General features: G+C 72.4%; 14 protein-coding genes. 4 read left to right on the forward strand and 10 right to left on the reverse strand.

Annotated features, from left to right (window positions below; all coding sequences use genetic code 11):
• Window positions 1–3: 3 nt before the first annotated feature.
• Genes gatB through AC4BGC_RS12610 form a run of 4 tightly spaced genes read right to left on the reverse strand, consistent with a single transcriptional unit; the run spans window position 4 to window position 3,845 of the window.
• Window positions 4–1,524, reverse strand: coding sequence for an Asp-tRNA(Asn)/Glu-tRNA(Gln) amidotransferase subunit GatB (gatB, locus tag AC4BGC_RS12595; protein WP_490556092.1), 1,521 nt, complete (start codon window positions 1,522–1,524; stop codon window positions 4–6).
• On the reverse strand, window positions 1,521–3,080 hold the full coding sequence (gatA, locus tag AC4BGC_RS12600; RefSeq protein WP_490556094.1) for an Asp-tRNA(Asn)/Glu-tRNA(Gln) amidotransferase subunit GatA: 1,560 nt from the start codon (window positions 3,078–3,080) through the stop codon (window positions 1,521–1,523). Before gatA ends, gatB begins: the two co-directional genes overlap by 4 nt.
• Window positions 3,077–3,388, reverse strand: coding sequence for an Asp-tRNA(Asn)/Glu-tRNA(Gln) amidotransferase subunit GatC (gatC, locus tag AC4BGC_RS12605; protein WP_490556096.1), 312 nt, complete (start codon window positions 3,386–3,388; stop codon window positions 3,077–3,079). The genes gatA and gatC overlap by 4 nt, the downstream gene beginning before the upstream one ends.
• A gap of 49 nt (window positions 3,389–3,437) precedes the next feature.
• Window positions 3,438–3,845, reverse strand: a complete 408-nt coding sequence (locus AC4BGC_RS12610; RefSeq protein ID WP_490556097.1) for a nuclear transport factor 2 family protein — start codon at window positions 3,843–3,845, stop codon at window positions 3,438–3,440.
• Between the two features lie 105 nt (window positions 3,846–3,950).
• Between AC4BGC_RS12610 and AC4BGC_RS12615 the strand changes: the two genes are divergently transcribed.
• A complete protein-coding gene (locus AC4BGC_RS12615; protein ID WP_490556100.1) occupies window positions 3,951–4,853 on the forward strand; it encodes an SGNH/GDSL hydrolase family protein in 903 nt (300 codons plus the stop codon).
• Window positions 4,854–4,856: 3 nt separating this feature from the next.
• On the opposite strand, the gene ligA is transcribed toward AC4BGC_RS12615, so the two are convergent.
• Complete coding sequence (gene ligA / locus AC4BGC_RS12620) at window positions 4,857–6,971, reverse strand: NAD-dependent DNA ligase LigA (protein ID WP_490556102.1); 2,115 nt, start codon at window positions 6,969–6,971, stop codon at window positions 4,857–4,859.
• A gap of 96 nt (window positions 6,972–7,067) precedes the next feature.
• On the opposite strand from ligA, the gene AC4BGC_RS12625 reads away from it, so the two are divergent.
• Together AC4BGC_RS12625 and AC4BGC_RS12630 are read left to right on the forward strand one after the other, a co-directional pair.
• Window positions 7,068–8,408 carry an MFS transporter gene (locus AC4BGC_RS12625; RefSeq protein WP_490548097.1) on the forward strand — a complete coding sequence of 447 codons (1,341 nt, stop codon included), beginning with the start codon at window positions 7,068–7,070 and terminating at the stop codon, window positions 8,406–8,408.
• A 126-nt stretch (window positions 8,409–8,534) separates the two neighbouring features.
• Window positions 8,535–9,314, forward strand: coding sequence for a hypothetical protein (locus AC4BGC_RS12630; RefSeq protein WP_490556103.1), 780 nt, complete (start codon window positions 8,535–8,537; stop codon window positions 9,312–9,314).
• 26 nt (window positions 9,315–9,340) lie between these two features.
• Here the strand turns inward: AC4BGC_RS12630 and AC4BGC_RS12635 are convergent, their stop codons facing one another.
• The 4 genes from AC4BGC_RS12635 to AC4BGC_RS12650 all read right to left on the reverse strand — a co-directional run bounded on the left by AC4BGC_RS12635 (window position 9,341) and on the right by AC4BGC_RS12650 (window position 13,298).
• On the reverse strand, window positions 9,341–9,880 hold the full coding sequence (locus tag AC4BGC_RS12635) for a type 1 glutamine amidotransferase domain-containing protein (RefSeq protein ID WP_490556105.1): 540 nt from the start codon (window positions 9,878–9,880) through the stop codon (window positions 9,341–9,343).
• Between the two features lie 59 nt (window positions 9,881–9,939).
• A complete protein-coding gene (locus AC4BGC_RS12640; RefSeq protein ID WP_490556106.1) occupies window positions 9,940–10,911 on the reverse strand; it encodes a uroporphyrinogen decarboxylase/cobalamine-independent methonine synthase family protein in 972 nt (323 codons plus the stop codon).
• Window positions 10,912–10,983: 72 nt separating this feature from the next.
• Entirely contained in the window at window positions 10,984–12,114 is a 1,131-nt protein-coding gene (gene mnmA / locus AC4BGC_RS12645; protein ID WP_490556108.1) for a tRNA 2-thiouridine(34) synthase MnmA, read from the reverse strand.
• Window positions 12,114–13,298, reverse strand: a complete 1,185-nt coding sequence (locus AC4BGC_RS12650) for a cysteine desulfurase family protein (RefSeq protein WP_490556109.1) — start codon at window positions 13,296–13,298, stop codon at window positions 12,114–12,116. Before AC4BGC_RS12650 ends, mnmA begins: the two co-directional genes overlap by 1 nt.
• An 86-nt stretch (window positions 13,299–13,384) precedes the next feature.
• Between AC4BGC_RS12650 and AC4BGC_RS12655 the strand changes: the two genes are divergently transcribed.
• A complete protein-coding gene (locus tag AC4BGC_RS12655; RefSeq protein WP_490548090.1) occupies window positions 13,385–13,729 on the forward strand; it encodes a GntR family transcriptional regulator in 345 nt (114 codons plus the stop codon).
• Window positions 13,730–13,735: 6 nt separating this feature from the next.
• On the opposite strand, the gene AC4BGC_RS12660 is transcribed toward AC4BGC_RS12655, so the two are convergent.
• On the reverse strand, window positions 13,736–14,560 hold the full coding sequence (locus tag AC4BGC_RS12660; protein WP_490556111.1) for a hypothetical protein: 825 nt from the start codon (window positions 14,558–14,560) through the stop codon (window positions 13,736–13,738).
• Window positions 14,561–14,712 lie beyond the last annotated feature (152 nt).

Genomic DNA, 14,712 nt, shown 5'->3' on the forward strand with positions numbered 1-14,712 from the left:
TGGCTAGGCGAGGCGTTCCAGGATGAGCTCGCGGACCCGGCCGGCGTCGGCCTGGCCGCGCATCTCCTTCATCACCGCGCCGATCAGGGCACCGGCGGCGGCCACCTTCCCGTCGCGGATCTTGTCGGCCACGTCGGGGTTGGACTCGATCGCGCGGTCGACCGCGGCGCCGAGGGCACCGTCGTCGGAGACGATCGCGAGCCCGCGGGCCGCGACCACCTCGTCGGGGGTCCCCTCACCGGCGAGCACGCCGTCAAAGACCTGGCGGGCCAGCTTGTCGTTGATCGCGCCCTCGTCGACCAGGGCCTGGATCCGGGCCACCCCGACCGGGGTGATCGGCAGCGCGGAGAGCTCGGTGCCGAGCTCGTTGGCGCGGCGGGCGAGCTCGGAGAGCCACCACTTCCGGGCGCTCTGCGGCGAGGCGCCGGCGGCGATGGTCTCCTCCACTAGCGGCAGCGCCCCGGCGCCGACGGTGTCGCGCATCTCGAGCTCGGAGAAGCCCCACTCGGCCTGCAGCCGGGCGCGGCGCTCGCGGGGAGGCTCGGGCAGTGCCAGCCGAAGCTGCTCGACCCATTCGGGGTCGGGCGCGACCGGCACCAGGTCGGGCTCGGGGAAGTAGCGATAGTCGTCGGCGTCGGACTTCTCACGGCCCGAGGTGGTGACCCCGGTGTCCTCGTGCCAGTGCCGGGTCTCCTGCAGGATCGAGCCACCGGAGGCGAGGATCGCGGCCTGGCGGCCGATCTCGTAGCGAGCGGCCCGTTCGACCGAGCGCAGCGAGTTCACGTTCTTGGTCTCGGTGCGGGTGCCCAGAGCGCCGGTCCCGGCCGGGGCCAGCGACAGGTTGACGTCGCAGCGCAACGACCCCTGCTCCATCCGTACGTCGGAGACGCCGAGCCCGAGCAAAAGCTCGCGCAGCTGGGCGACGTAGGCACGGGCCACTGCCGGCGCCTTCTCACGCGCGCCCATGATCGGCCGGGTGACGATCTCGATCAGCGGGATGCCCGCACGGTTGTAGTCCACCAGCGAGTAGTCGGCGCCGTGGATGCGCCCGGTGGAGCCGCCGACGTGCAGCGACTTGCCGGTGTCCTCCTCCATGTGCGCGCGCTCGATCTCCACGCGGAAGGTCTCCGGGCCGTCCGGGCCGGCGATCTCGACGTCGGTCCAGCCGTCGAAGGCGATCGGCTCGTCGTACTGGCTGGTCTGGAAGTTCTTCGGCATGTCCGGGTAGAAGTAGTTCTTCCGGGCGAACCGGCACCACTCCGCGATCGAGCAGTTCAGCGCGAGGCCGATCCGGATCGCCGACTCCACGGCCTTGGCGTTGACCACCGGCATCGAGCCGGGCAGGCCCAGGCACGTGGGGCAGGTGTGGGTGTTGGGCTCGCCGCCGAAGTGCGCCGGGCAGCCGCAGAACATCTTGGTGTTGGTGTTCAGCTCGACGTGGACCTCGAGGCCCATCGCCGGGTCGAACTTCTCGAGCGCCTCCTCGAAGGACAGGTTCTCGACCGTCGTGGCTGAGCTGGTCATCGTGTGAGCCCCTTGTCGAGCTTGTCGAGCTGGTCGTCGAGCTTGTCGGGATCGAGCATCGGGCCGCCCCACTGCTGCTCGAGCACGGCCTCCAGGGCAGCGCCGACGCGGTAGAGCCGGTCGTCAGCCAGGGCCGGCGCCAGGACCTGCAGCCCCACGGGGAGGCCGTCCTCCTCGGCGAGCCCGACCGGCAGCGAGATGCCCGGGATGCCGGCGAGGTTGGCCGGGATGGTGGCGATGTCGTTGAGGTACATCGCCAGCGGGTCGTCGAGCTTCTCGCCGAGCTTGAAGGCCGTCGTCGGCGACGTGGGCGAGACGAGCACGTCGGCCTGCTCGAACGCGGCCTCGAAGTCGCGACTGATCAGGGTGCGCACCTTCTGGGCCTGGCCGTAGTAGGCGTCGTAGTAGCCGCTGGAGAGGGCGTAGGTGCCCAGGATGATGCGGCGCTTGACCTCGTCGCCGAAGCCCTGGTCGCGGGTGGCGCGCATGACCTCCTCGGCGCTGGGCGCGTCCACGCCCTCGGGCAGGACCCGGAGGCCGTAGCGCATCGCGTCGAAGCGGGCGAGGTTGGAGGAGGCCTCGCTCGGCATGATCAGGTAGTACGCCGCGAGCGCGTGCACGAAGCTCGGGCAGGAGACCTGCACGACCTCGGCCCCGGCCTTGACGAGCAGCTCGACCGCCTCATCGAAGCGCTGCTGCACGCCGGGCTGGTAGCCCTCGCCGCCGAGCTCGGTGACCACGCCGACCCGCAGGCCGCTGAGGTCGCCCAGCGCGCCCGAGGTGGCGGAGTCGACCACCGGCGGGACGGGCTGGTCGATGCTGGTGGAGTCGAGCGGGTCGTGGCCGCCGATGATCTCGTGGAGCAGGGCGGCGTCGAGCACGGTGCGCGTCACCGGCCCCGCCTGGTCGAGCGAGTTGGCCATCGCGACCAGGCCGTAGCGCGAGACGCCGCCGTAGGTCGGCTTCACCCCGACCGTGCCGGTGACCGCACCCGGCTGGCGGATCGAGCCACCCGTGTCGGTGCCGATCGCGAGCGGGGCCTCAAAGGCCGCGACCGCGGCTGCGGAACCACCACCGGACCCGCCCGGGATCCGGTCGAGGTCCCAGGGGTTGTGGGTCGGTCCGTAGGCGGAGTGCTCGGTGGAGGAGCCCATCGCGAACTCGTCCATGTTGGTCTTGCCCAGGATCGGCAGGCCGGCTGCCTTGAGCCGGGCGACCACGGTGGCGTCGTACGGCGGCACCCAGCCCTCGAGGATCTTGGAGCCGCAGGTGGTGACCAGGCCCTCGGTGGTGAGCACGTCCTTGACCGCGACGGGGACACCGTCCAGCGGCGACGCGAGCCGGCCCGCGGCCCGGCGCTCGTCGGAGGCCGCGGCCGCGGCGAGGGCGCCCTCGGCGTCGACCTGCAGGAACGCGTTGACCTCGCCGTCGACCGCAGCGATCCGGTCGAGGAACGCCTGGGTCAGCTCGACGCTGGTGGTCTCGCCCGATGCGAGCGCCTCAGCCAGGGCAGCACCGCTGCGCTGGACCAGGGGAAGACTCTTCGCGGCGCTCACTGCTCGTCACCCAGGATGCGGGGAACGGCGAAACGCTGGCCCTCGACCGCAGGGGCACCGGAGAGCGCCTGTTCGGGGGTGAGCGAGGGACGTACGACGTCCTCGCGGAACCGGTTCACCACCGGCAGCGGGTGCGAGGTCGGCGGGATGTCGTCAGCCGCGACCTCGCTGATCGAGGCAACGGACTCCAGGATCACCGAGAGCTGCGGAGCCAGGTGGTCCAGCTCCGCGTCGTCGAGGTCGATCCGCGCGAGGTCCGCGAGGTGGCGGACCTCCTCGCGGGTGATCCCCTCGGTGGGCTCAGGCATGGGTCGACCCAGCAATAGCAAGCATGGGCACCATCCTAGATGTGGCGCGTCACGCCCCACTTCCGGGCGGGTCGGGCCGGGCCGCCTGGTTCGGGGTCAGCGCCGTGCAGGCACAGCGCCAGCCTCCAGGTCGGCGGACGAAGACGTCGGTGGTCCACTCGTCGGCCGCGAACGGCTCGTTGCGCCACTCCCCGCGGTTGGTGCCGTGGGACAGGACGACGGCGATGTCGCCGTACACCCTGGCGTCGAGCAGCTCGAAGGCCATCTCGGAGTGGGTCAGGTCGCCTGACTCGACCATCGCGAGGAACGACCCCCGATCCCCCGGCCCACCTTCGGGCCCGACGATCACCCAGTCAGGCTCGGCGAAGGAGCCGATCCTCACCGAGTCGTTGGAGACGATGGCTTCCGCCCACTGGTCGAGCAGAGCCTGGAAGGTGGCGCGATCCTCGATGTCCATGCCATCCATCATCGGTGAGGCGTCCCCCTCGCGTCTTGGACGAAAGGGCGGGGCGCAGTTCCCCACCAGGCGGCGGATACGGTCGGGACCACAGACTGGAGGCACATGTACCGGCCCGAACCTGCGTCAGCACTGCGGTTGACCGCGCTGCTCTTCGCCCTGCTCCTCGTCGTGAGCGCCTGCTCCTCCACCGGCAGCAAGAATGCTGCGAGCACCGAGGAGAACGCCCCGTCCGCCCCTGCCGGGTCGATGACCTACGTCGCGCTGGGCGACTCCTACACCTCCGCCCCGCTGGTGCCGGTCACCGACGTGGCCAACGGCTGCTTCCGGTCCTCGAACAACTACCCCACGCTGGCGGCGCGCGAGCTCGGCGTCACGCTCGTGGACCGCAGCTGTGGCGCCGCGGAGACCAAGCACCTCATCGCCAGCCAGTACGCCGGAGTGGCCCCCCAGCTCTCCGCGCTCGAGGCCGGGACCGACCTGGTGACCATCGGGATCGGCGGCAACGACGGCGGCGTGTTCAACCAGCTGGTGAGCCGGTGCACCGAGCTGCGGGCCCAGGACCCGGCCGGCGCCCCGTGCGAGCAGGAGATGACGGCGGGCGGCGAGGACAGACTGCTCGCGACCCTGGCGCAGACGGCACCGCGGATCACCTCCGCCGTGCGCGAGGTGCAGCGGCGCTCCCCCGACGCGAAGCTCCTGGTGGTCGGCTACCCGGAGATCATCACCGCCGACGAGACCTGCGCCCAGCTGCCACTGGCCCGGGGCGACTACGCCTACGCGGCGAAGATCAACCGCGCGATGGTCACGATGCTGCGGGAGTCCGCGGAGACGACCGGGGCGACCTACGTCGACGTGTTCGGCGCCAGCAAGGGACACGGCATCTGCTCCAAGGACCCGTGGTTCAACGGTGCGGTCACCGACCAGAAGCGGGCAGCGGCCTACCACCCGTTCGCCGCGGAGCAGGCCGCCGTCGCGAAGCTGGTCGTCGCGGCGGCGAAGGGCTGAGCCTCACACCGAGCCGTTCTCGAGCAGCCGCTTGAACCCGGCCTCGTCCAGGATCGGCACGCCGAGCTGCTCGGCCTTCTCCGCCTTCGAGCCGGGGCTCTCCCCCACCACCACGTAGTCGGTCTTCTTGGACACGCTCGAGGACGCCTTCCCGCCCCGGGACAGGATCGCCTCCTTGGCGCCGTCGCGGCTGAACTCGACCAGCGACCCGGTCACGACCAGGGTCTTGCCCTCGAGGGTCCTCGGGGTGGACTCGTCGCGCTCGTCGGCCATGGTGACCCCGGCGGCCTCCCACTTGTCGACGATCGCGCGGTGCCAGTCGACCGCGAACCAGGCCACCACGGCCTCCGCGATCGTGGGCCCGACCCCCTCGGCCGCGGCGAGCTCGGCCTCGGAGGCGCCACGGATGGACTCCATCGAGCCGAACTCCCCCGCCAGCGCCCGGGCCGCCGTGGGACCGACGTGGCGGATGGAGAGCGCGACCAGGACCCGCCACAGCGGCGCCTGCTTGGCCTTGTCGAGGTTGTCCAGCAGCCGCCGGCCGTTGGCGGAGAGCACCGGTTGGTCGCCCTCGCCCTTCTTCGGCGCCCGGGTGAACAGCGGGGCCCGGAGCAGCTTCTCGGCGCCGAGGTCGAACACGTCGCCCTCGTTGTCGATCACCCCCGCGTCCAGCAGTGCCACCGCGGCCTCGTAGCCGAGGCCCTCGATGTCGAAGGCGCCGCGCCCGGCGACGTGGAAGACGCGCTCGCGCACCTGGGCGGAGCAGAACTGGTGGTTGGGGCAGCGCAGGTCCTTGTCGCCCTCCTTCTCCTGGGCCAGGGGCGTGCCGCAGGCCGGGCACTCGGTGGGCATCACCCACTCCGCCAGGCCCTCGGGACGCAGGCCGAGGACCGGCCCGAGGATCTCGGGGATCACGTCGCCGGCCTTGCGCAGGATCACGGTGTCGCCGGGGCGCACGTCCTTGCGCTTGACCTCGTGGGCGTTGTGCAGGGTGGCCATCTCGACCGTGGAGCCGGCCACCTTGGTCGGCTCCATCACCCCGAACGGGGTCACCCGGCCGGTGCGGCCGGTGTTGACCTCGATCGCGAGGAGCTTGGCGTTGACCTCCTCGGGCGGGTACTTGTACGCGATCGCCCACCGGGGTGCTCGGCTCGTCGAGCCCAGCCGCCGCTGCAGGCTGACGTCGTCGACCTTCACCACAACACCGTCGATCTCGTGCTCCACGTCGTGGCGGTGCTCGCCGTAGTGCTCGACGAACTCCTCCACGGCCTTGAGCCCCTGGACGACCTTCGCGCGGTCGCTGGTCGGCAGGCCCCAGGCCCGCAGTGCGGCGTACGCCTGCGACTGGGCCTTCGGCTCGAAGCCCCGGCGAGCCCCGATGCCGTGGCAGACCATCCCGACCGCCCGGGTCGCGGTGACCTTGGGGTCCTTCTGGCGCAGGGAGCCCGCGGCCGCGTTGCGGGGGTTGGCGAACATCGGCTTGCCGGCGTCGACCATCGCCTCGTTGAGCCGCTCGAAGGCCTTCACCGGCAAGAACACCTCGCCGCGGACCTCGATCAGCTCCGGGACCGGGAACTCCTCGCTGGACTTCAGCCGGTGCGGGATGGAGTCGATCGTCTTGACGTTGGGGGTCACGTCCTCGCCGGTGCGGCCGTCGCCACGGGTCAGGGCACGCACCAGCCGGCCGTCCTCGTAGAGCAGGTTGATCGCGAGGCCGTCCACCTTCAGCTCGCACAGGTACGCCGGGTCCGTGACGCCGTCACGCCCGAGGCGAGCGGCCCAGCTCTCGAGCTCCTCGAAGGAGAACGCGTTGTCCAGGCTCTCCATCCGCTCGAGGTGGTCGACCGGGGTGAACTCGGTGGAGACCGCGCCCCCGACCTTCTGCGTCGGCGAGTCGGGCGTGCGCAGGTCGGGGACCTGCTCCTCGAGCTCCTCGAGGCGCCGCATCAACAGGTCGAAGTCGGCGTCGGAGAGGGTCGGGTCGTCCTTGACGTAGTAGCGCCACCGGGCGTCCTCGACCTGCTCGGCAAGCACACGGTGCTCCTGGCGCAGGTCGGCGAGCGGGTCCTGCTCCGTGGTGTTGTCACTTGAGCTCTGCGTCTCGGTCACGGGGACCATCTTGCCGGGTGGCGCCGACAGGTGCCGAGCCGGACGAACGAAGATCGACGCGCCCGCAGCGGAATGCCAGCGGCCGGGAATTGGTTGCTACCCGCAATGTCTTCCTCCAGAACCGAGACCGGCGCGCGCCGGGTCCCGCTCCTCGTCGGCCTGCTGTTCGGGCTCGCAGGGCTGGGCAGCTCCTCGGCCGCGATCGCCCTGCCCGTGATGGGCGCCGACCTCGACGTGTCCACCGGTGTCGGTGCCTGGGCGATCAGCCTCTACGTGCTGATGCTGGCCGTGACCACCGCGCTCTACGGACGCATCTCCGACCTCGTCGGGATCCGGCTCCCCCTCGTCGCCGGGGTCACCTTGATGACCGTCGGCGCGCTGGCGGGGGCGCTGGCCCCCAACTTCGGGGTGCTGCTCGTGGCGCGTGTCTTCCAGGGCGCGGGCGCGGCCGCCGTACCCACCCTGGGCGTGGCAGTGGTGAGCCGGCTCTACTCCGGCTCGGCGAAGGGCGCGGCCCTGGGGCGTGTGGCCGGGCTGGCGGCAGCCGTGAGCTGCCTGGGCCCGCTGGCCGGCGGCCTGGTCGAGGGGCTCTTCGGCTGGCGCGCGGTGATCGCGCTCCCGATGCTCGGGATGCTGCTGGTCCCCCTGCTGTGGCGCTCGGTCCCGACCGAGGGCAGTGGCGCCCGGCTCGACCTGTTCGGCGGCGCCCTGGTCGCCGCGACCGCCGCCGGTGTGGTGCTCGTGGTGCAGTCGCCCTCGACCGGACCGGTCGTGGGCGTCGTCGGCGCCGTGCTGGCCGTGGTCGGCGTACCGGCCGTGGCCGCGTGGGTCCGCCGCCGTCCGCACGGCTTCCTGCCGCTCACGGTCATCCGGAACCCCGCTGTCGTGCGCAGCGCGCTGGCGGCCGCGGCCGTCCCTGCTGCCTGGTTCGGGCTGCTGATCGCGGTCCCGGCCGTGATGGTGGGCCAGGGCTGGGAGCCGTGGGAGGTGGGCGTGGCACTGGTCCCCAGCGCGGTCGCCGGGCTGCTGGCACCCCGGCTCGCCGGCCCGTTGCTCGCCCGGGTCGGCTCGACCCGGTCGCTGGCCGTGGCCGCGATCCTGTCCGTGGTCGCGATGCTCGTCGCCTCGCTCGGCGCCCACGTCGCCTCGGCCACGCTCATGGTGCTCGCGGTGGTCGTGGTGACCGTGGCGTTCGGCCTGGGACAGCCCGCGCTGATGGAGGCGGTCGGGGACGCGGTGGGCGACGACGTGCGCGGCGTCGCGCTCGGCGTGGCCAGCCTGTTCTTCCTCGTCGGCGGCGGCATCGGCTCAGCAGTGGTCGGGGGCCTGGGGTCGGTGCTCGGGATGCCCTACGCCCTGCTCCTGATCGCGATCCTGCCGGTCGCCGGCCTCCTGGGCCTGGTCCCGCAGCTGCGGGTCGCACCCGTGGGCCGCGTGCTCGACTGACCCACTCCAGTTCGACGCGAGCCGAGCCGAACAGGCATGGTGGGCGACGTCACGGCCACGGAACGAAACATCTGCGACCCCGGATGCGTCATACGACGTGGACCCACCCTCGACCCCACGGGACACATGGCACAGGAAACCGATGAACAACCCAAGCTAGGCATCTCCCCGGCGCAGGTCGCGGGCAGCGCCCTGGCGGCCGTCTCCGGCGCTGTCCTCGCCTCCTTCGCAGGCGTGACCGGCACCATCATCGGCGCCGCCGTCGGCAGCATCGTCGCCACGGTGGGAGCCGCGATCTACACCTGGTCGCTGCGGCGGACCAGCGCCGCCGTACGCCGCCGCGCCGCCCAGGTGCGCCAGACGGCGCTGCTGACCGGCCAGCAGCCGCGGACCGTGGCCCAGGGCCCGATGCGCTCCAGGAACAACACCGACGACCCGACCCCGGCGGAGCAGGCGGCTGCGGACGCGGAGGCGGACCAGGCCGACGAGGACCAGGACTCCGTGCGCCGTGCGCTGCCGTGGGGCAAGCTCGCCATCGCGAGCGTGGGCGTCACCGCGCTCGCCCTGGGCGGGATCACCACGTTCGAGGCGGTCACCGGGCAGCCGATCTCCTCGCTCGTGGGCGGGGACGACAGCAAGGGCACCACCGTGGGCAACGTCGTCGGCAAGAAGGAGCCGGCCGCCCCGCAGAAGCAGCAGCCCACCGAGGAGCGCAACACACCCCAGGACGAGTCCTCCCAGGCGCCGGAGCCCGAGCAGGACTCAGAGCCCAGCGAGGGTCCCGCGCAGCCGGAGAACTCGACGCAGCCCGAGCCCAGCGCCCCGGGCGAGCCGCTTCCGCAGCAGCCGGCTCCCTCGAGCGAGCCCGAGGGAGCCCCGCCGGCGGAGCCGTCCCAGGCCCCCTGACCCGGCCCCCTGAGGGGGCCGGGCGGTCAGCCCACCAGTGCGGTGCTGATCGCCTCGACGAACGCCGGGAGGTCGTCGGGGTTGCGGCTGGTGATCAGGGGGCCGTCCACGACGACCTCCTCGTCGACCCAGGTCGCGCCGGCGTTCTGCAGGTCCAGCGCCAGGCTCCCGAAGCTGGTCAGCCTGTTCCCCTCGGCGAGACCTGCGTTGATCAGCAGCCAGGGTCCGTGACAGATGACCGCGACGACCTTGTCGGCGTCGTAGGCCTCCTTGACGATGCTCTGGGCGTCCTCGTCGAGCCGCAGGTGGTCCGCGTTGACGGTCCCGCCGGGCACCACCACGGCGTCGAACACCGAGATGTCCACGTCGCTGAGGCTGCCGTCGACCTCGACCTTCTGGGTCTGCGTGGTGTCGCCCTCGACCGCCTGGATCGCGTTGCCGCTCGAGGAGTACACCTTGACCTCGGCCCCCGCCTTGGCGAGCTCGTCACGAGGCGTGACCAGCTCGGCCTCCTCGAAGTAGTCGGTCGCGATGATGGCGATCCGCTTGCCGTCCAGGTCGTCCATGTCACTCCTTCTCATCGGTTTGCCTGTGTCGTACCCAGCCGGGATCGATGACAAGCACGTCAGCCGATCTCGGCGGCCGCTTCCTGCAGTGCCCGCAGCGTGCCTGCGGCGTACGACGCACTCGCGCCCGCCATCCCGCACGACGGGGTGAGGACCAGCCGGCCCGCCACCTCCTCGGGGTCGAAGCCGAGCATGTCGAGCAGGCGCAGCACCCGCTCCAGCGGGGCCTTGACGGCCGGGACGTTCTCGCCGGTCGAGGCCACCACGCCCAGGAAGACCGTGGAGCCCTCGTCGATGGCGACGGCCAGGTCCTCGTAGGCGTCCACCGGCAGCACCGCGAGGTCGACCGAGACTCCCCCGGCACCCGAGCGCCGCAGCAGCTCGATCGGTACCTCCGCCGCGCAGCAGTGCACCAGCGTCGAGCGGGAGCCGGCCGCACCGAGCACCCACTCCAGGGACTCCTGCGCCTCCGGCGGCTTCACCGAGCGGTGCCGGCTGAACCCCGACGCCGTGGGCACCTGTCCCCCGAGGACGTAGGGCAGCGCGGGCTCGTCGACCTGGAGCCACAGCTCGGCGCCCGGCACGCGGCGCTGCACGTCGTCGAGGTGGACCGCGACCCCTTCGGCGAGTGCCTGCGCCAGGTCGCGCCTGGCGCCGAGGTCGGAGAGGACCTTGTCGCCGCGGGGCTTCTCGACGGTGGCGGCCAGCGTCCAGGGCCCGGCCACCTGGACCTTCAGCGGACCCGCGTAGCCCTGGAGCTGCTCCTCCAGCACGTCGAGGTCCTGCGCCAGGAGCGAGCGCGCCCGACGGTGGTCGACGCCGGCGGCGTCGGTGAGCCGCCAGCCCGCGGGCTGCAGGTCGAAGCCGAGGTGCGCCACGACCGCAGCCGCCCGCCCAGTCAGGTCGGCGGCCGGTCCACGGGCCGGGAGCTCGGGCAGGAACGGCATCCCGGTCAGGGCGTCCGCCGCGACCTGCACCGACCTGGTGAAGTCCACGCCCGGCATCGAGCCGATGCCGGTGGCCGCGGTCACGTGGTGGTCCTGTGGGGGCCGGCGGGACCCCACAAATGTTGGATCGGAACGTCGAAATGGCCGCTCAACACGTCACAACCCAACATTTGTGGGGACGGGACCCGTCCGCCGGGTGGAGGTGATCGTGGCCGAGCCGACCACGCGGGAGCCGTCGTAGACCACCACGGCCTGGCCGGGGGCGATGCCGGAGGCTGGGTCGAGGAGGTCGACCTCGACGTTGTCCTCGACGACGGTGAACCGGGCGCGGTGCTCGGCGCCGTGGGCGCGCAGCTGCACCGAGCAGTCCAGGGGTACGCCGGGAGCAGGGGCCGTGCCGCACCAGCGGGGACGGATCGCCTCGAGGCCGGAGACCTCCAGGGACTCCCGCGGGCCGACCGTGACGGTCCCGGACACAGGCTCGATGTCGAGCACGTAGCGGGGCTTCCCGTCCTCGGCAGGGGTCCCGATCCGCAGGCCCTTGCGCTGCCCGATCGTGTAGCGCCAGGACCCCTCGTGCTCGCCGAGCCGCTCGCCGTCCTCGGTGACGATCGAGCCGCCGCTGTTGACGCCTCGGCCGGACTCGGCGAGCTTGTCGGCCAGCCAGCCGCCGGTGTCCCCGTCGCTGATGAAGCAGATGTCGTGGCTGTCGGGCTTGGCCGCGACCGCCAGGCCGCGCCGGGCGGCCTCCTCGCGGATCACGGACTTGGGGGTGTCCCCCAGCGGGAACATCGAGTGCGCGAGCTGGTCCTGGGTGAGCACACCGAGCACGTAGGACTGGTCCTTGGACATGTCCTCGGCCCGGTGCATCTCGATCAGCCCGTCGGCGCCGGTGCGCAGCTGCGCGTAGTGCCCGGTCACCACCGCGTCGAAGCCGAGCCCGATCGCCCGGTCCAGGACCGCGGCGAACTTGATCTTCTCGTTGCAGCGCAGGCACGGGTTCGGCGTACGGCCCTCGGCGTACTCGCTGAGGAAGTCCTCGACGACGTCCTCGTGGAAGCGCTCGCTCATGTCCCAGACGTAGAACGGGATCCCGATCACGTCGGCGGCGCGGCGGGCGTCGTTGGCGTCCTCGATGGTGCAGCAGCCGCGGGCACCGGTCCGGTAGGACTTCGGGTTGCGGGACAGCGCGAGGTGGATGCCGGTGACGTCGTGGCCCTGCTCGGCGGCGCGAGCAGCGGCGACCGCAGAGTCGACGCCGCCCGACATGGCTGCGAGGACCCGCATCAGCGCCTCGAGGACTGGGTCGCGTTGCGGGCGCGGGCCACGACCGGGCCGATCGCCGCGACGAGCGCGTCCACGTCGTCCTGCGTGGACGTGTGCCCGAGCGAGAACCGCAGCGAGGACCGCGCGAACTCCTCCGAGGAGCCCATCGCGAGCAGGACGTGTGAGGCCTGGGGCACGCCGGCGTCGCAGGCCGACCCCGTGGAGCACTCGATGCCGCGCGCGTCCAGCAGCATCAGCAGCGAGTCGCCCTCGCAGCCGGGGAACTCCAGGTGGGCGTTGCCGGGGAGCCGGTGCTCGGGGCCTGGTTCCGGGTCGCCGTTGCAGATCGCGTCCGGCACCTCGCGGCGTACGCCGGCCACGAGCTCCTCACGCAGCACGGAGAGCCGCTCCGCGAGCTCGGGCTGCTGCTCGACGGCCAGCTCGCAGGCCACCGCGAACCCGGCGATGGCCGGGGGGTCGATCGTGCCCGAGCGGATGTCGCGCTCCTGGCCACCGCCGTGCAGCAGCGCGGTGGGGTGCAGCTCGCGCCGCACGAGCAGGGCGCCGACCCCGTAGGGGCCACCGATCTTGTGCCCGGTCACCGTCATCGCGTCCACCCCGGACGCCTCGAAGTCCAGGGGCAGCTGGCCGAGCGCCTGCACGGCGTCGGTGTGCACGGGGATGCCGTGCGCGTGGGCGATCTCGACGACCTCGCGGATCGGCTGCACCGTGCCGACCTCGTTGTTGGCCCACATCACCGTCACCAGCGCGACGCTGTCGGGGTCGGCCTCCAGCGTCGCCCGGAAAGCCTCGACGTCGAGGCGCCCGAGCTTGTCGACCTCGACCAGCTCGACCTTGGCGCCCTCGGTGGCCAGCCACAGCAGCGGGTCGAGGACGGCGTGGTGCTCGATCGGGGTGCTCAGGATCCGCACGCGGCGCTGGTCCTCCGCGCGCCGGGACCAGAACAGGCCCTTGACGGCCAGGTTGTCGGCCTCGGTGCCGCCGGAGGTGAACACCACCTCACCGGGACGGCACCCCAGGGCACGGGCGATCGTCTCGCGGGACTCCTCGACCACCCGCCGGGCATGGCGGCCCGAGGCGTGCAGGGAGGACGCGTTGCCGACCCGGCCGAGCTGGGCAGTCATCGCGGCTGCCGCTTCGGGGAGGATCGGCGTCGTCGCCGCGTGGTCGAGATAGACGGTCATCGCTGGCCCAGCCTACGGCGTACCGCGTGGTGGTCCGGTGGCGCAGCCGGATTGACACAATGCGTGGTACGAATGAGACTCGGCGGGTGATCACCATCGATGCCCAGTCACCCGAGCCGCCGTACGTGCAGGTCCGCGAGCAGGTGCGCGCCCAGGTGGCCTCCGGGGAGCTGGCGCCGGGCACCAAGCTGCCGACCGTACGCCGCCTGGCCGGCGACCTCGGGCTGGCGACCAACACCGTCGCGCGCGCCTACCGGGAGCTGGAGGCACTGGGCGTGATCGAGACGCGTGGGCGCGCCGGCAGCGTGGTCACCGGAGCCGGAGTGGACCGGGCGGCGCGCCAGGCGGCCCACGAGTACGCGGCCACGCTGCGCTCGCTGGGACTGGACGCGGAGGCAGGGGTGGACCTGCTCAGGCAGGCGTTCGACTGAGAGCCCTCAGGCGCGGTGCCGACCGGCCGGCACCGCGACCGCGCGCCGCTTCCTCGACCGCCACGCCAGCCCGGCCCCCGGGACGACCAGCGCCGTCGCGAGCAGCAGGACCCACAGGCTCACGGTCGCGCCCGTCATCGGCAGCGCCACCTGCGGGCCCCCGGCCAGCGGCCCCAGGACGGCCGAGCCGGAGGACGGGCCGGCGACTTGGGTGTGCCCGGCGTCGCCGGCTCCCACCGTGCCCGGCGGACCGGCGACGACGGTGCCCCCGTGCGCGGACTGGGCGTGCAGACGGGTGCCGAAGGAGACGGTGTCGGTCATCGTCGAGTTCGTCGCGGCCTCCGGGAGCGTGACCGTCATCCGCAGGGACCAGGTGGCCCCGGCGGGCATCTCGTCGGTCAGCCGCACGCCCGCGTCCAGCGCGGAGAAGGGGCCGCTCCACAGCGGCACCGGGCCCGACTCGTCCAGCCGCTCGACCCCGACCTGCAACCACCCGGAGAGCTCCCCTCCGTCGGCCTCGCAGCGCTCGTCCGGCTCCCGGGTCTCCGGTCGCACGCACCCGTTCTCCTCGTCCGTGACACCGAAGGAGGACAGGTCGACATGGGCTTCGGAGGGCGAGTCGTTGCGTAGCCCGAACGTGGCCGCCCGCGTCAGGCCGGGCACCAGCCGGCCCACGTCCAGGAGCGGAGCACCCGGTTCGTGAGTGAAGCCCCGGCCGTCACCCGGCACGTCGACGAGCAGGCCCGGAACCGCGGCGGTAGCAGGCGCAGCGGAGCTGCACAGCACGGCAACCACGGTCGCGGTCAGAACCAGCAGGCGGCGCAAGGTCATCCCTCGTCTCGGGTCGGTCAGGGACCCGTCACTGTGCCAGCGCCACGTCCGTGCGACATCCCCAATCCTGAGGAAACGCGGCTCCGCGTCGCTTTCAACAATTCTGGTGATGCGACGGACGCGGCCCGACGGCGAGGCTCTGGGCAATCGCA

The organism is Nocardioides sp. Z38_18 (assembly GCF_058215695.1).